At 73.7% G+C, this 15350-nt stretch carries 11 protein-coding genes; 1 reads left to right on the forward strand and 10 read right to left on the reverse strand.

Translation table 11 applies throughout. From position 1 onward, the window contains the following. Positions 1 to 5: 5 nt before the first annotated feature. From ABT254_RS40230 to ABT254_RS40260, 7 genes are all read right to left on the reverse strand, one after another. Positions 6 to 1061, reverse strand: coding sequence for a 3-oxoacyl-ACP synthase III family protein (locus ABT254_RS40230; RefSeq protein ID WP_351482013.1), 1056 nt, complete (start codon positions 1059 to 1061; stop codon positions 6 to 8). Between the two features lie 163 nt (positions 1062 to 1224). Further along, entirely contained in the window at positions 1225 to 3147 is a 1923-nt protein-coding gene (locus tag ABT254_RS40235) for an anthranilate synthase family protein (protein WP_351482016.1), read from the reverse strand. Then, the gene (locus ABT254_RS40240; RefSeq protein WP_351482019.1) at positions 3144 to 3767 is read right to left on the reverse strand and encodes an isochorismatase family protein; all 624 of its coding nucleotides are present in this window, start codon (positions 3765 to 3767) and stop codon (positions 3144 to 3146) included. The genes ABT254_RS40235 and ABT254_RS40240 overlap by 4 nt, the downstream gene beginning before the upstream one ends. Positions 3768 to 3811: 44 nt before the next feature. Continuing rightward, positions 3812 to 4600, reverse strand: coding sequence for a 2,3-dihydro-2,3-dihydroxybenzoate dehydrogenase (locus ABT254_RS40245; RefSeq protein ID WP_351482022.1), 789 nt, complete (start codon positions 4598 to 4600; stop codon positions 3812 to 3814). Between the two features lie 54 nt (positions 4601 to 4654). Then, complete coding sequence (locus tag ABT254_RS40250; protein WP_351482025.1) at positions 4655 to 5824, reverse strand: 3-deoxy-7-phosphoheptulonate synthase; 1170 nt, start codon at positions 5822 to 5824, stop codon at positions 4655 to 4657. Positions 5825 to 5934: 110 nt separating this feature from the next. Next, positions 5935 to 7572 carry a carboxylesterase/lipase family protein gene (locus ABT254_RS40255; protein ID WP_351482028.1) on the reverse strand — a complete coding sequence of 546 codons (1638 nt, stop codon included), beginning with the start codon at positions 7570 to 7572 and terminating at the stop codon, positions 5935 to 5937. Between the two features lie 258 nt (positions 7573 to 7830). Next, positions 7831 to 9057 carry an IS701 family transposase gene (locus tag ABT254_RS40260; RefSeq protein ID WP_351482031.1) on the reverse strand — a complete coding sequence of 409 codons (1227 nt, stop codon included), beginning with the start codon at positions 9055 to 9057 and terminating at the stop codon, positions 7831 to 7833. A gap of 293 nt (positions 9058 to 9350) precedes the next feature. Here ABT254_RS40260 and ABT254_RS40265 point away from each other — a divergent pair, with 293 nt between their 5' ends. Continuing rightward, positions 9351 to 10346 (forward strand): LLM class oxidoreductase, encoded by a 996-nt coding sequence (locus tag ABT254_RS40265; RefSeq protein ID WP_351482034.1) that lies wholly within the window; start codon positions 9351 to 9353, stop codon positions 10344 to 10346. A 46-nt stretch (positions 10347 to 10392) separates the two neighbouring features. On the opposite strand, the gene ABT254_RS40270 is transcribed toward ABT254_RS40265, so the two are convergent. From ABT254_RS40270 to ABT254_RS40280, 3 genes are all read right to left on the reverse strand, one after another. Further along, a complete protein-coding gene (locus ABT254_RS40270) occupies positions 10393 to 10587 on the reverse strand; it encodes a hypothetical protein (RefSeq protein ID WP_351482037.1) in 195 nt (64 codons plus the stop codon). Positions 10588 to 10743: 156 nt separating this feature from the next. Then, complete coding sequence (locus ABT254_RS40275; RefSeq protein ID WP_351482040.1) at positions 10744 to 14385, reverse strand: AMP-binding protein; 3642 nt, start codon at positions 14383 to 14385, stop codon at positions 10744 to 10746. Further along, positions 14382 to 15332, reverse strand: a complete 951-nt coding sequence (locus ABT254_RS40280) for a helix-turn-helix domain-containing protein (protein WP_351482043.1) — start codon at positions 15330 to 15332, stop codon at positions 14382 to 14384. The genes ABT254_RS40275 and ABT254_RS40280 overlap by 4 nt, the downstream gene beginning before the upstream one ends. Positions 15333 to 15350: the final 18 nt, after the last annotated feature.

Raw genomic sequence — 15350 nt, forward strand, 5'->3', positions numbered from 1 at the left:
TCTCCTCAGAGGTCGGAGGTGGTGGGTGAGGGGTGGGTGAGCTGCCAGCGCAGCAGCGACAGGCCCATGGCCATGCCGCCGCCGAAGCCGGCCAGCAGTACGAGGTCCCCGTCGCCGAGCTGCCCGGAGCGGGCCGCGTGGTCGAGGGTGACGGGGACGGAGGCGGCTCCGGTGTTGCCGAAGTCCTCGTAGGTGAAGCGGGTACGGCCGTCCTGGATGCCGACCGAGGCCGAAAGCTCCTCCAGCATCCGGCCGTTGGCCTGGTGCGGTACGAAGTGGTCGATGTCGCCGGCGGTGAAGCCGGCCTCCTCGACGAAGGCGGTGATGGCCGGGGTGACCGTGGCGTTCACGAAGTCGCGGACACCGCGGCCGTTCATGGTGAAGTAGTGGCGGCCGTCGGCGAGGGTCTCGGGGCTCGCGGGCAGCCTGCTGCCCCCGGCCGGCACCTCGATCAGATCGCGTTCGGCACCGAACCCGGCCAGCCGCCCGGCGAGCAGGCCGTGTCCGGTCCGGGCCGGGCCGAGCACCACGGCGCCGGCGCCGTCGCCGAAGAGGATCGCGGTGCGCCGGTCCTCGGGATCGAGGATGCGGGAGTAGATGTCCGCGCCGATGACCAGCGCGTACGGCGAGTCGGAGCCGGCGAGGACGTGCTGGGCGGCGTTCAGCGCGAACACGAAGCCGCTGCAGACCGCGTTGACGTCGAAGGCGGCGGTGCCGTGGCCCGCGCCGAGACCGTCGGCGACCACACTGGCGGTGGGCGGCTGAGGCTGGTCGGGAGTGGACGTGGCGACGACGATCAGAGCGAGGTCCGCGGCGCCGACACCGGCGGCCTCCATCGCCGCGCGGCCGGCGGCGACCGCCAGGTCGGAGGTGGCCTCGTCCGGTTTGGCCCGGCGCCTGGTGCGTATTCCGGTCTTGCGGACGATCCATTCGTCGGTGACCCCGGCGGCCGCTCCCACCTCGTCGTTGCCGACCACATGAGAGGGCAGACAGGATCCGGTGCCCAGGATCGCGATGCCGGTGTTCGTCCGGCCGGTCCGGGCCGTACCCGTGGTGATCATTGTGTGACCCTTCCGTCAGAGTTCGGGCCTCCCCGCGCAGCCCGATGCTCCCGAGACGGCTCGGCTGCGGGCAAAGCCCGGCCCGCGAAGCCGTCAGGTCGCCGGGGAGTACGTCAGATAGGGCGGCCGGCCCGGCGCTCGGGCCGGGCCGGCCGCGGGAGTGTCAGGCCGCGGGGGCCATCGGGAGGCCGGTCAGCAGGCCGCGTACCAGGTCGCCGATGATGGCCACGCCGTTCTGGGTGAGCACGGACTCGGGGTGGAACTGCATCGAGGCGAAGAACGCGCCGCGCAGCGCGTGCACCTCCTGGCTCCGCGGGTCGCGGGCGATCTCGACGACGCCCGCGTCGTCCGCCTCCGTCTTGTCCTCGGCGCTCACGGCCGCGAACGTGTTGTAGAAGCCGACGCGTTCGCGCCGCCCGAACAGGTCGACGTCCACCTGTACGCCCTGGTTGGGGGTGGCCCTGCGGCGCAGGTCCAGGCCGAGCCGCCGGCTGAGCACCTGATGGCTGAGGCAGATCGCGAGGAACGGTCGCCGCTCGGCCAGCAGCCGTGCGATCGCGCCGTCCAGGTGGGCGATCTTGGGGTGGGACAGATCGCGCGGATCGCCCGGCCCCGGCCCCATCACCACCAGGTCATGACCGTCGACGTCGTACGGCTCGTCGAACCGACGCACCGTCACTTCCAGTCCCAGTGAGTACAGTTGGTGCCCTATCATCGAGGTGAAGGTGTCCTCGGCGTCCACCACCAGGACCCGGCGCCCCCGCGGCAGGGCGGGCTGCCCGGCGGGTGACGCGCCCCGGGCGAGCCAGAACCCGGCGATGGTCTCGTTGCGCCGCTCCAGCGCCCGCCGCACCTCGGGATGCGCCGCGAACCGCGCCCGGCCCTCGCCCTCCAGCGCGGCGAGCAGCCCGGCGGCCTTGGCACGGGTCTCGGCCACCTCGGACAGCGGGTCGGAGTGGCGCACCAGGGTCGCCCCGACGCCGATGCGCAGGGTGCCGCCCGTGTCGATGTCGGCGGTGCGGATGCAGATCGCGGAGTCGAGGGACGAGCGGCCCTCGGGGTCCCGGCCCATCAGGGCGACGACCCCGCTGTAGTAGCCGCGGCCCTCCTGCTCGTAGCGGCCGATGACCCGGCAGGCGCTCTCCAGCGGGGAGCCGGTGACGGTCGGCGCGAACAGCGTCTCGCGCAGCACCTCGCGCGGGTCGCGGTCGGTGTGGCCCTCGATGAAGTACTCGGTGTGCGCGAGCCGGGCCATCTCCTTCAGGAACGGACCGGTCACCCGCCCGCCTCCCGGGCAGATCCGGGCCATCATCTTCAGTTCCTCATCGACGACCATGTACAGCTCGTCGGCCTCCTTGCGGTCGGCGAGGAAGTCCATCACCTCCGGGAGGGTGGGCCCGGAGGCCGGGTAGCGGTACGTCCCCGAGATCGGGTTCATCACCGCGGTGCCGCCGTGCACACTGATGTGCCGCTCGGGGGTGGCTCCGACGAGGGTCCGGTCCCCGGTGTGCACGACGAACGTCCAGTACGCGCCCTTCTCGCGCTCGACGAGGCGCTTGAAGAAGGTCAGGGCGGAGCGCGGGGTGTAGTCGGAGATGTCGACGGTGAAGGTCCGCTTGATGACGAAGTTGGCGCCCTCGCCGGTGCCGATCTCGTCGGCGATGATCCGGCGGACGGTCTCGGCGTAGGCGTCGTCGTCCACGTCGAAACGGCCACCGGTGGTCCGTATGGGCTCGTCCGGCAGGAGTTGCAGTACGGCGGCCAGCGGCACCGTCTCCTGCCCGGTGACGCTCAGCGCCAGCAGCGGGGTGCCGTCGTCGTGCCCGGTGAAGCCGCGCTCGGATATCTGCCGGTACGGGACGAGGGCGAGGACGTCGTGCCGGGGGGCGCCGGTGGCCTCGGCGGCCCCGGGCAGCGGGATGTCGGCCAGCGCCGCGTGCTCGCTCACCTCACCGACCAGCACGTCGAGCACACCGGTGCCGGTGGCCTCCGGGCGGTACAGCAGGGCGAACGGCGGCGGCGTGGGGCCGAGGATCTGGTCGAGCGGACCGCCCTGGTACGGGTGGCCGGCGCGGATGCCGGTCATGCGAAGACCTCCTTGGCGGTGGTGACGACCGCGCAGCGCGCGGCGGCGTACTCGACGGCCATCCGGTGGTGGCTCTCGTCGAAGTCGGCGACGGCGTCGGCGACCAGGAACGTCTCGATGTCGTGGCTGAACGCCTCGACGGCGGTGACCAGCACGCCGACGTGGGCGTAGACCCCGCAGACGATGAGCTGGTCGCGCTGGTGGAAACGCATCCGGGTGAGCAGATCGGTGTGGTGGAAGGCGCTGTAACGCCACTTGGTGAGCTGCCAGTCCCCGTCGCGGGGCGCCAGCGCGTCGACGACGGCCCGGTCGGCGGGCGCCGGCCGCATGCCCGGCCCCCAGAAGTCCTTGAGCAGCCCGCGCTGGTGCTCGTTCATCCCCCCGGGCTGGGCGGTATAGGCGACGGGCACCCCGAGTTCGGCGCACCGCTCCCTCAACTGCGCCGCGTTCGCTATGAGTTGACCGCGCAGAGGCTCGGGGAACGGCTTCAGGAAGTAGCGCTGCATGTCGTGCACGAGCAGCACGGCCCGCTCGGGATCGGGAATCCAGGGGGCGGTGTTCGCGGGCAGCTCGGAGGGGGTCGGCAAGGGGTACGACTCGATGGGCGGAAGTCCGGCCATGACGAACTCGGTGTCCTTTCTGGGAGTGTGGGTTGACGGAGTTGCTAGGCGCCCAAAGCCGCCCCGCCGTCGACGGTCAGGGTGTGCAGCGTGATGTGCGAGGCCTGATCGGACAGCAGGAACGCGACGGCATGCGCCACATCCCTCGGCTGCGCCAGCTTCCCCAGCGGTATCCCGACCCGGAACGCCTCGAGGTTCCCGGCGAGCGTGGCCCGCGGCCCCGCGTCGTCGTGCCACATCGAACTGAGCATCGGCGTGTCCGTGGACCCGGGCGCCACGATGTTGCACCGGATGCCGTGCCGCGCCACCTCCAGCCCGAGGCTCTTGGTGAACATCTCCGCGGCGGCCTTGGAGGCGGCGTACGCGGCCATCCCGCTGCGGGGCGTCGCCGCCGCGTTGGAGGCGACGGTGACGACGGCTCCCCGCCCGCGCGGCACCATACGGCCCACCACCGCACGCGACAGATGGAAGACGCCGGTGGTGTTGACGGCGAACGTGCTCGCCCAGTCGTCGTCGCTGAAGGTGCTGACCTCGCCGAGCCGCAGCACGCCGGCCGCGTTGACGAGGTAGTCGACGGGACCCAGCCGCTGTTCGATCTCGACGACTACGGCTTCCACCGCGGCACTGTCGGTCACGTCGGCGGGGAACGGCGCCACCGGCAGGCCGTCCGCGCCGAGCTTCTCGGTCACCTCACCGAGCTGCTCGGCGTCACGGTCGACGGCGGCCACCGCGATGCCCTGTTCGCCGAGGACCCGGGCGACGGCCGCGCCGATGCCGCCGGCGGCGCCGGTGACCAGGGCCAGTCTGCTGTCACTTGAGCTTGCGCTGTGCATGTCGCGCGTTCTCCTTCGCTTGCCGTGCGGGCGGGGACGGTCGGTCGGGGCGGCTCACGTCTGCCAGGCCGAGACCACGGAGATGGCCTGGCCGGCGTTGAGCCGCGGGTCGCAGAAGGTCTCGTAGGCGTCGCCGACCCTGTCTGCCTGGCTCACGTCGGACACGCACTCCAGGACGGCGTCGGGCGTCGTCTCCAGGTGCAGTCCGCCGGCGGTACCGCCGTGCTCGACGACCGCGTGGTGGAAGGCGGCGACCTCACGCTCGGCCGCCTCCACGTAACGGGTCTTGAAACCGCCGGGGGTGGTGACGGTGTTGGCGTGCAGGGGGTCGGTGAGCCAGATCGCCGGGTGCCCGGCCGCACGTACCGCCTCGACGAGCGGCGGCAGCGCGTCGGCCGCCTTGTCGGCGCCCATGCGCGCGATGAGGGTGAGCCGTCCCGGCTCGCGCAGCGGGTCCAGGCGTCGGCACAGCTCCAGCAGGTCGCCGGGGCTGGTGGTCGGTCCGACCTTGCAGGCCACCGGGTTGGTCACGCCGGCCAGCAGGGCGACATGCGCGCCCTCGGGCCGGCGGGTGCGCTCCCCGATCCACGGCCAGTGCGTGGAGGACAGCAGCATGCCGTCGTCCTCGCTCCGCAGCAGCGGCACCTCGTAGTCGAGCAGCAGCGCCTCATGGCTGGTCCACACGACGGGGTCGATGCGGTCGGGCCCGGCGGGCTTGTGCCAGCCGAGGTGGCGCATGATGTCGTCGGCCGCCATGTAGCCGGTGAGCAGGCGCAGCGGGTCGGGGCGGCGGCCCTCCGGGGTGGGGTCGGGGTCGTTGACCATGTGGCCGCGGTAGACGGGCAGTTCCAGGCCGCCGACCACTTCGGTGGGCCGGGAGCGCGGCTTGGTGAACTGTCCGGCGATGCGGCCCACCCGGATCACCGGCTTGCCGGTGATGAGCCGGAGCGCCCCGGCCAGCAGGTCGAGCACGGCCGTCTTGCGGGCGACGTGCCCGGCGGTGCACTCGTCGGGGTTCTCGGCGCAGTCCCCGGCCTGGACGACCAGGGCCTCGCCGGCCGCCACGAGGGCGAGCTGCCGGCGCAGGGTGCGTACGTCGTCGGCGCCCACCAGTGGGGGGCGGCTCGCCAGGTCCGAGCGGACGCGGCGCACCTGGGCCGGATCGTCCCACGCGGGCTGCTGGGGAGCGATCTTCAGTTCGATGTCGAGCAAGGATTCGTCCACAGTGGTCTCCAGACACGGACGGCGGACAGCGCGGCGTACGCCACGGCTGCGGATACGGGTGCTGACACGGGGCGGACAGGGGTGCGGGAGAAGGTCGGTGAGGGTGCGGGTCACAGGCGGGGCGCCCAGCCGACCGCGTCCCAGAAGCCCAGCTGGGCCAGCTTGGGCGTGCGGGCGACCTGCACGACCTCGGGGCCGCCGAGGACGAGGGTGCTGGGGGCGTCGGGGGTGAACGGCGTCCAGTCCGGGGTGTTCGGGGTGCGTGGGACCGACGTACGGGCGAAGGCGGCCACGGCGTCGATGAGGACGTCGGACAGCAGCCGCTCGACCGGACCGTCGCCGTGGACGGCGGCGAGTTGCGGGAGCCGGTGGGTGCCGAACAGGAAGGGCGAGGTCGCCTCGTGCGGGGTGCCGAAGTGCGGCGGACGCGCCGGGTGGGCGAACTCCATCGCGTACAGGGGGGAGTTGCCGCTTCGGGCATGGCGCTCGGCGAACCGGACGATCTGGTGCCGGAAGTAGGCGTCGCCCCAGATCTCGGTCCACAGCGTGCGCGGGTCGCGTGGCAGGCCGGTGTCGGCGGCCGCGGCCCGATAGGCGGCGAGGCAGGTCTCCACGAGCCGGTCGTCCGCGCCCGCCTCGCCCAGCAGCAGCACCTCGCGCACGGCCTGCCTCAGCTCGGCCTCGTCGCGCGGGGCGGGGGCGGGCTGCGGGGAGGCGGGGCCGGTGTAGAACGAGCCCTCGGTGCTGGTGTGGACCGACAGCACGGGCACATCGGGCGTCGGCAGCCGGTGGTCGTACGCGGGCATGGTGCGCCCGTCGACGACCGGGCCGCGGTACCAGCGACCGCTGGCGACGATGCGGTCCTCGGGGCGCGGGGCGAAGAGCTCCTCCCAGGCCCCGGCGAGCGCGGCGGCCGGCACCTCGCGCAGACCGGCGACGGTGCTGCCCAGCCGGCTCGCGACGGCCTCGTACGCGGTACGTGAGTCCTCGGGCGTCAGGGCGGTCGCGGGCGGGGTGGCATGGCTGGGGCTGATGGAGACGATACGGCGGATCAGACCGCGCAGGGCGGGCAGCAGCGCCAGCTGCCAGGCGGTGGCGCCGCCCGCGGAGGTGCCGCAGACGGTGATGTTGCCGGGGTCCCCGCCGAAGGCGGCGGCGTTGGCGTGCACCCAGCGCAGCAGCGCCTCCTGGTCCTGCAGCCCCCAGTTGGCGAAGTGCCCGGTGTCCGGGTCGGCGAGCTCCTCGTGCAGGCCGAACCCGAGAACGCCGAGCCGGTAGTTGAAGGTGACGACGACGAGATCGCCACGCTCGGCGAGCCGGGCTCCGTCGTACACGGGCATGCTGCCGGCGCCCGCCTGCCAGCCGCCGCCATGGATGTAGACCAGGACCGGGCGGCTGCCGCCGGGGCCGGGCGTCCAGACGTTGGCGTACAGCGAGTCCTCGCTGCTGGGCGGCACGGGCCGGTTGGGGATGACGCTCTGGAAGGAGACGTCGGTGAAGCGCACGGCCTCGCGCACCCCGTCCCAGGGCTCGGGCGGCCTGGGCGAGGCGAAACGCAGGGCCCCCAGCGGGGGCCTGGCGTACGGGACACCGCGGAACACGGCGCAGCGGCCGGCGCGTTCACCCGCCACGAGTCCGGCCGAGGTGCGCACCACCACCCGGGTCTCGGCGGCGCGGGGGCGGGGCGGGTCCGCGGCGACGGCGGACACACCCCGCCGCTCGGCTTCGGCCTGCGGCTGGCTGGCCATGGTGAACTCCTCGGGCACGGGGACGGCTTGGTCCGCCGATCGTGTGCCGCCGGTTCGGGGGTCGCCAAAGACCGCCCCGACAATCCGTCAGCTGCCCTGCGAAGTCCGTCAGCTCGTCGTCCGGGTGGGACGCGGAGCTGACTCAAACGCCTGGAACTCTGCCGGGTGAGCTCTCACCGCGCCGTACACTGCGCCGCGCCCCGCTCCCCCGCACCGCCGCGGGGCCGGCCTCCGCTCCGGCCCCGCGCGCTGTATCCGTCATGCCGTCGCCCTGTCGGCCTCCGGCATCCGGTCCGCCGTGCCGGAGAGGACCGCGACCGCGTGGGCGGCCGAGGCGAGGGTGGCGTGGCGGTGCCAGCCGCTGAAGGAGCGGCCGGAGAAGTCCCGGATGCCGACCCGCTCGGCGATCTCGCTGAAATCCCGGTCGACCCGCCGGGTCAGCCGACTCAGCCGCAGCAGCTGCGCCGGGTGCAGGTCGGTGATGTCGGTCAGCCACAGCTCACCGGGCCAGCGCCCGCCGTTCTCGCCGACGCCGAGCAGCACCAGCTCACGCCCTGCGGCGAGGCGGCTCGCACCGCGCCGGGGCAGCCGCACCCGGACGGCCGCGATCAGCCCCGCGTGCACGGACCTGCCGTCCGCCGCCGGCCCGCGCTGGATGACGGGCTGACGCAACGGCCGTGCCGCCAGCATGAGTTGATGTGCCGTCATCTCGGTGTCGGCGAGGGTGCGCGGCAGCCCCGGGTCGACCGCGGTCACCTGCAGGTTGGCGCTGACGCGCAGCAGCATCGGCGCGCCCGCGCCCTGCAGCCGGCGCACCAGACCCGGCACGTCGGACTCGCGCGCGTCCATCACGGCCGGGCGCACGGGCAGTCCCCAGTCCCGGGTGATGGAGCGGTAGGCCTCCACGCAGCACTGGTCCATCGTCTCGGCCGACATGTGCTCCGGGATCGACGCCTGCCGGCGCCGCGTGGCGTCCTCCAGCCAGGTCTCGGGCAGGTGCAGCCGCCAGTTGACGGGCGTGCTGTGCTCCTCGGACACCGCCCAGACCCCCACCGCCTGCTGGGCGTTGAGCATCTGGCCGCGGCTGGGATCGAAGCGGCGGTCCACCCCGACCGAGCTCTCGCCGGCCTTCGGTATCACCATCGGCCACAGCACATAGGCACGGGCCGGGGAGATCTCCTCCAGGTGGTGGGCCAGGGCCCGGCGGACGGGGCTCCAGTCCCAGGTGGAGCCGCTGATGAAGTGGTGCAGGCTCTGTTCGGCCGCCTCTCCGCCGAACAGCGAGGAGATGTTCCGTATCGACTTGCGGCCCTCGACTCCGAGCAGGCCCCGGACGTACTCCACCCCCCGGCGCCGCTGATCGCTGCGCGGCAGGGACTCGAAGAGCACCTGGCCCAACTCCCCCAGCACACTCTCCTGCGACGCCTGCTGCGCCCGGTGGAACGGCTCCCCCGGTGTGGTGCGCGTGTGCAGCCCGATCTGCATTCCATCCCACCTCGCCACTCGGTCCCGGCTCTTCGCCAAGGAGCCTCGGACCGGGCGTCCAAGGAGCCGCCAAGGCACGGGAAACGACCAGGTCAGGGCCGCGGCGACCGAGGGTGGCAGGGGTGCGGTGCGCGGACCGGTCAGAACCTGTGCGCGGCCTCGGCACCGGGCACGACGGCCGGTCCTTACGTTGGCGGGCGGTGATGGTGTCGGTGCGTTCGCTCACTGCGGCGGGGCCGGTTGCGCCCGGCCGCAGTGAGCACGCTCTTTTTCCCGCTTCTCTCGGAGGCCGTATGTCCCGCTTCGACTCCCGGTTCGCCAGGCGCCCCGGTTTCGCGCGCATGTTCCGTCCCGGCGCCCTGACGCTGGGCGTGTTCTTCCCGCTGGAGTCGTACGACGGCCCCGTGGCCCGGATGGATGTCGCGGAGCAGACCGAGCGCGCCGTGCAGGCCGAGCGCGCGGGCTTCGCGGCGCTGTGGGTGCGCGACATCCCCCTGCTGGACCCGGCATTCGGGGACGCGGGGCAGATGTACGACCCCTGGGTGTGGCTGGCCCACATCGCGTCCCGCACCTCGCGCGTGGCGCTGGCCACCGGCTCCACCGTGCTGCCGCTGCGCAACCCCATCGACACCGCGAAGTCCGCGGCCTCGCTGGACCGGCTCAGCGGAGGGCGGCTGGTGCTCGGCGCGGCCACCGGCGACCGGGGCGTGGAGTTCCCCGCGTACGGGCTCGACCGCGACGACAGCGGCGAGCTGTTCCGCACCGCGGTCTCGACGCTGCGGCGCCTGTGGACGGAGGACTTCCCCGCCGTCGACTCGCGCTACGGCGCCCTGCGCGACGCGGGTGTGCTGCCGAAGCCGGCCGGGGGCGGCGTCCCGGTCCTGGTGACCGGGCACAGCCGGCAGAGCGTGCCGTGGATCGCCGAGCACGCCGACGGCTGGCTCATGTACCCGCGGCCACTGATCCAGCAGCGTCGTACGACCGCCCTGTGGCAGAAGGCGGTGCACGAGGCGGGCGAGCCCCGAAAGCCCTTCGCCCAGTCGCTCTACCTCGACCTGGTGGACCGCCCCGACGCCCGGCCCGGCGCGATCCACCTCGGCTACCGGACCGGCCGTCGCTATCTGCGCACCCATCTGGAGGGCCTGCGGGAGGCCGGTGTCCATCACGTCGTGCTGAACCTCAAGTACGGCCGCAGGCCGGCCGCCGAGGTCCTGCAGGAGCTGGCCGAGTATGTCCTGCCGCACTTTCCCGCGCACGAGGCGGCCACGCCGGTGGCCTCGGCCGCCTGAAGCACGGGGCTGTGCCCGTACGACCCTCATCAGCCGGAGGATGCCGTCAAGCGGCCTTCTCCGGCTGATGTGCGCCGCAACGGCCGCAGACGTGGACGTGCTGCTCGCGCTCCTCACCCGGGCGAAACCGTGTCGGCCGCACGGGCCGTGCGGCCCCGCACGGCGGTTCGAGGTCGATCTCCACGCCCGCGGGCACCATCAGCCAGCGGGCCGGTACCTTCCCGTACTCCTCGTGCCGCATGCCGCCTCCTCAGCCGGAGCCATGCCGTTCGGGCGGACCCGGTCGGACCGCCACCCAGAGGGTCGGCCCGGCCGGTCCAGGCGTGGTGGAGCCCGGGTCAACGCCCCGGTCGGACAGGGCGTCGACCCGGGCTCCACCACCACCGGGCGCTCGGGCTCAACCCGCCGAGGTCAGCACCCCCGAGACGGAGCGCGCGCCCAGGTCGCGGTCGGCGCCGGGCAGGACGTGGAGTTTCGCGTCGTCCGGGGAGGGCAGCGCCAGCCGTATCAGGTCGGGCACCCGGAACGCGAGGACGGCCGGGTCGCCCTGTTGGACCGGCACCACCACATGATGGTCGAGCAGCTGACCCACCAGGGACTGGGCGAACCAGGCGTCGCCGCCGAGCAGCCGCCGGGCCCGGGGGATGTCGAAGGGCGCCTTCCCGGTCGCCGCCAGCAGCGCCAGCGCCCGGCGCAGCGAACCGGGCAGCCGGGCGACGGCACCGGCGGCCCGCGCCAGCACGTCGCAGGCCTCGTCGTGCAGTTCCGCCGCCAGCTGACCGTCGTCCACCAGGGCGCTTGCCAGGTCGGGCAGCGTCCACATCGGGCGGGCCGCGAACTTCTCGCCCACCGCCCGCAGGGTCAGCGGGAAGTTGCCCATCAGCCGCGTCACCTCGGCCAGCACACCCGGTTCGGCGGCGCTGCGCTCGGCTCCGGCGACCCGCGCGAAGAAGTCCGCCGCGTCCCGGGCGGACAGCGGGCCCAGCGACAGGGGGCGGGCGCCGGGCAGGCCGGGCAGCCGGACCCGGGAGGTCACCAGCGCGAGGCTCGCGCCGTCGGCCGGCAGCAGCGGCAGCACCTGGTCGGTGCTCGCGGCGTCGTCCAGCAGCACCAGCAGCGACCGTCCGGCGCTGAACGACCGGAAGAGACCGGCCAGTTCCCCGGTGTCCTCGGGCAGCAGGGCCGGGTCCTCGCCGCAGTCCCGCAGCAGCCCGCGCAGTACGGCGGCCGAGGGCCGGGGGCGGTCCTCGTCGTCGTGCAGCCGGGCGTGCAGCACCCCGTCCGGGAACCGGCGGGTGATCCGGTGCGCCGTGTGCACGGCGAGCGCGGTCTTGCCCACCCCGGCCGGCCCCAGCACCACGACGGTTCTCGGGCCCTGCCCGTCCGCCTCCTCCTCGGTGAGCGCGGTCAGCTCGGCCAGTTCGACGCCGCGGCCCGTGAAGTCCGGGGCGTCCAGGGGCAGTCGGCCACTGGCGCCGGGCACGGGAGGCGCGACGGGAGCCGCAACGGGCAGGGGGACGGGTACGGGTGCGGCCTCCGGCACCGGCTGGGGCAACGCCTCGCTCAGCACGTCCTGTTGCAGCTTCTGCAGCCGCTCGGAGGGCTCGATGCCCAGTTCGTCGACGAGCCGGCGGCGCAGCCGCGCGAACGCCTCCAGGGCCGTGGCGCGCTGCCCCGACCGGTGCGCGGCGAGCATCAGCTGCGCGGCGAACTCCTCGTTGAGCGGATGGTCGGCGGTGATCTGCTGCAGCTCCCCCACCAGGCCGCGGTGGCGGCCGAGTTGCAGGTCCGCGGTGACGCGCAGCTCCAGCGCGCCGAGCCGGGAGTCGGCAATCTGCGCGATCTGCGCGGCGAGCAGCGGTCCGGTCTCCAGCCCGGCGAAGGGTTCGCCCCGCCACAGCGCGAGCGCCTCGCGCAGCACGGCCGCAGCGGTCCGCGGATCGCCCTCGCCGAGCGCGCTGCGGGCGCGGACGACCTGGTGTTCGAACTCCCACAGGTCGAGTTCGCCCGGCCGGAGGTCGATCCGGTAGCCGTTGGGTCCGGTCTGCAGCCGCTCGCGGGCTTCGACCGGGCAGCGCAGCGCCTTGCGCATCTGGTAGACGTACGTCTGTACGGTCTTGCGGGCCAGGCGCGGCGGCTCGGACTCCCACAGCTCCTCTATCAGGGCCGAGGTCGACACCAGCCGGTTGGCGTTCAGCAGCAGTACGGCCAGCGCACGCCGGGCCATCGGTGCGGTGGGGGTGCGGTCCTCTCCCTGCGCGCGGATCTCCAGGGGGCCGAGCACCCCGATCCGCAGCGCACCGCCCTCGGAGGCGGCCCCTGCGGTGTCGCTCATGGCGTCTTCTCCCTTCTCCGATCGCGCTGCGCGTCCCTCGCGCAGGACGTCCGTGGCGTGCCGGTCGATACGGTCTCGCGTTTCGTACCACTGCCGCATCCGGGATCTGCGGAGCTTTCCGATACCCGTCCTCGGGATGTCCCCCGGGTCCACTGCGACGACGCGCGCGACGTGAAGACCGAGGCGGTCGGCGACCCGGGTGCGGACGGCGGTCGCCGCGTCGTGCGGTGTGGTGCCGGGGCGCGGGTGGTAGAAGACAGCGAGTTCCTCGCCGGCGCCGCCCGTGACCGGGCAGGCCACGGTGTGCGACGGGGTGACGAAGTCCAGTTCCTCCACCGCGGCCTCGATCTCGTGGCTGTGGCAGCGCACCCCGTCACACTCGACGAGGTCGTCCGCGCGGCCGGTGACGGTGAGCACCCCGTCCTCCACATAGGCCAGGTCTCCGGTGCGGAACCAGCCGTCGGCGGTGAAGGACCGGCGGGTGTGCTCGCCGTCGTCGAGGTAGCCGCGGGTGACCGAGGCGCCGCTGACCTGGAGGTGTCCGACGGTGCCGGTGGGTACGAGGGCGCCGCGGTCGTCGACGCAGCGCACGGCGGTGCCGGGCTGGGGGCGCCCGGCGGGGACGTAGCGCCCGTCCTCGGCGGGGAGGTCCGAGAGCCGGCAGTCGACGACACCGGCGGCCGTCTCGGACATGCCCCAGCCGGGGAACATCGCGTCGCCGGGCAGCCCGAACGGGGCGAGCAGCGCCATGAAGCGCCGCACCACCGAGGCGCGCACCGCCTCCCCGCCGTTCATGATGTAGCGCAGCCGGCTCAGGTCCCAGTCCTGGTCGGCCAGCCGGTGCGCCTGGTCGTTGACGAGGGAGAAGGCGAAGTTGGGCGCCCAGGTGGTGCAGGCGCGGTGCCGTTCGGCGAGGGCGAGCCAGCGCAGCGGGTCGGCGAGGACCCAGTCCGGGCGGGCGTGTACCTGGTAGGCGCCGAGGTAGACGTCGCGTACGTGGAACAGCAGCAGCCCGCCGGCGTGGTCCAGCGGCATCCAGTTGACGGTGCGGGTCGCGCTGCTGAGCCCGTTGGCGCGGGCGGTGGCGGCGCTGCGGGCGAGGATGTTGCGGTGGCTGAGCATCACCGCCTTGGGCACGCCGGTGGAGCCGGAGGTGAGCAGCAGGGCCGCGAGGTCGTCGGGGCGGGCCGGGTGCCGGTGGTGGTCGGGGGCGTCGGCGCGCAGCTGGTGGGGGTGGCCGAGCCAGGCCCGGGCCCAGTTCGGGTGGGCCCGGGTGGTCGCGAGGACGGGCTGCTGCCGCCCGGTGACGACGCGGGGACGGCCGTAGCGCTGCCAGACCCCTTCCAGCAGGCCGGGGGCGGCGGCGCGGGCGGCCGGGGTGGTGCCGGTGCCGACGAGCAGCGGTACGAATCCGCCCAGCACGCAGGCCCAGAAGACGGCGAGCAGTTCGGGTTCGTCCGCGATGTGCAGGACGACCCGCTCGCCCGGGCGCACCCCGGCCGCACGCATCCCGGCGAGCGTCCGGGCGGCTTCGTCCAGCAGTCGCGGGTATCCCCAGCACGTCTCGGCGCCGTCGGCCCCGACGAAGCACAGGCCCTGCGCGGCGGGGGTGAGGGCGGCCCGGATCAGCGCGTTGCCGAGCGTGCCGCACTCCGGACGCGGGCCGGGCCCGCCGTCCAGCACAGACGCGCCGGTGCCGCTCATGAGGCGTGCTCCCGGCGGTACTCGGTCGGGGTGATGCCGTAGCGGTCGCGGAACTGGCGGCTGAAGTGGGAGGCGCCGTACAGTCCGGCGCGCTCGCCTATCAGTGCCACGGGCAGATGGTTCAGGGCGGGGTCGGCCAGTTCGGTGCGGCAGCGGGCCAGGCGTTCGTCGCGGATCCAGCGGGCGGGGCTGATGCCGTGCTCCTGGAAGATCTTCTGCAGGTAGCGCAGGGAGACGTTGTGCTCGCGGGCGATCGACGCCGGGCTGAGGCCGGGCTCGGCCAGCCGCTCGCGGACGTGGGCCTGGATGTGCAGCATCAGTGTCTGCCGGGCGATCTGCGGGTCCTCGGCGACCTCGCGCATGCGCTCCGCGAAGAGTGCCGCGGTCAGTCCGACGACGCTGCCGCCGAGCAGGTCGACCGCGGTCTCGACCTGGCTGCCGTGCCGGCCGAGCCCCTCCAGCAGGGAGGACAGCAGGGCGGCCAGCCCCTCGGTGCCGGACCACGGCCGGGCCGTCAGGGGCTCGGCGTCGGGGGCGGTCAGACCCACCAGACGGTGCCGCACCAGGACGTCGACCAGCCGGAAGTTCTCCGGCATGAGCACCTTGTAGGGGCGGGTGCTGTCGAAGCAGATCAGCTGCGGGGCGCGTACGATGCCGTGCCGGCCGTCCTGGAAGACCCAGACCTCGCCGGTCATCGGCCGCACGACGCGCAGGCAGCCCGCCGTCGCGGTGTCGATCTGCCGGTTCGGCCGGATCAGTTCCGTGGGACCGTCGCCCTTGACCAGAGCGACCCGCACCCCCCCGAACTGGTGGGTCCTGGTGGTGCCGTCGAGCGATTCGTCGTGCTCCCGGACGATCTGCACTCCGCCGCGGCCGAGGGGAGCGGGCGCGGCCGCGGCGCGGACCGGCTCCACTGCGTCGAGAAGTGACACCGCGTCGACCTCCATCCGTGCGTCCTGCTCTTC

Source organism: Streptomyces sp. NPDC001137 (assembly GCF_040298885.1).
GTDB lineage: Bacteria > Actinomycetota > Actinomycetes > Streptomycetales > Streptomycetaceae > Streptomyces.

Excerpts from the sequence above, each read along its gene's own strand:
- ABT254_RS40230 (WP_351482013.1), bottom strand. The coding sequence starts at position 1,061 with ATGATCACCACGGGTACGGCCCGGACCGGCCGGACGAACACCGGCATC.
- ABT254_RS40235 (WP_351482016.1), bottom strand. The coding sequence starts at position 3,147 with ATGACCGGCATCCGCGCCGGCCACCCGTACCAGGGCGGTCCGCTCGAC.
- ABT254_RS40240 (WP_351482019.1), bottom strand. The coding sequence starts at position 3,767 with ATGGCCGGACTTCCGCCCATCGAGTCGTACCCCTTGCCGACCCCCTCC.
- ABT254_RS40245 (WP_351482022.1), bottom strand. The coding sequence starts at position 4,600 with ATGCACAGCGCAAGCTCAAGTGACAGCAGACTGGCCCTGGTCACCGGC.
- ABT254_RS40255 (WP_351482028.1), bottom strand. The coding sequence starts at position 7,572 with ATGGCCAGCCAGCCGCAGGCCGAAGCCGAGCGGCGGGGTGTGTCCGCC.
- ABT254_RS40260 (WP_351482031.1), bottom strand. The coding sequence starts at position 9,057 with ATGCAGATCGGGCTGCACACGCGCACCACACCGGGGGAGCCGTTCCAC.
- ABT254_RS40265 (WP_351482034.1), top strand. The coding sequence starts at position 9,351 with ATGTCCCGCTTCGACTCCCGGTTCGCCAGGCGCCCCGGTTTCGCGCGC.
- ABT254_RS40270 (WP_351482037.1), bottom strand. The coding sequence starts at position 10,587 with ATGCGGCACGAGGAGTACGGGAAGGTACCGGCCCGCTGGCTGATGGTG.
- ABT254_RS40275 (WP_351482040.1), bottom strand. The coding sequence starts at position 14,385 with ATGAGCGGCACCGGCGCGTCTGTGCTGGACGGCGGGCCCGGCCCGCGT.
- ABT254_RS40280 (WP_351482043.1), bottom strand. The coding sequence starts at position 15,332 with ATGGAGGTCGACGCGGTGTCACTTCTCGACGCAGTGGAGCCGGTCCGC.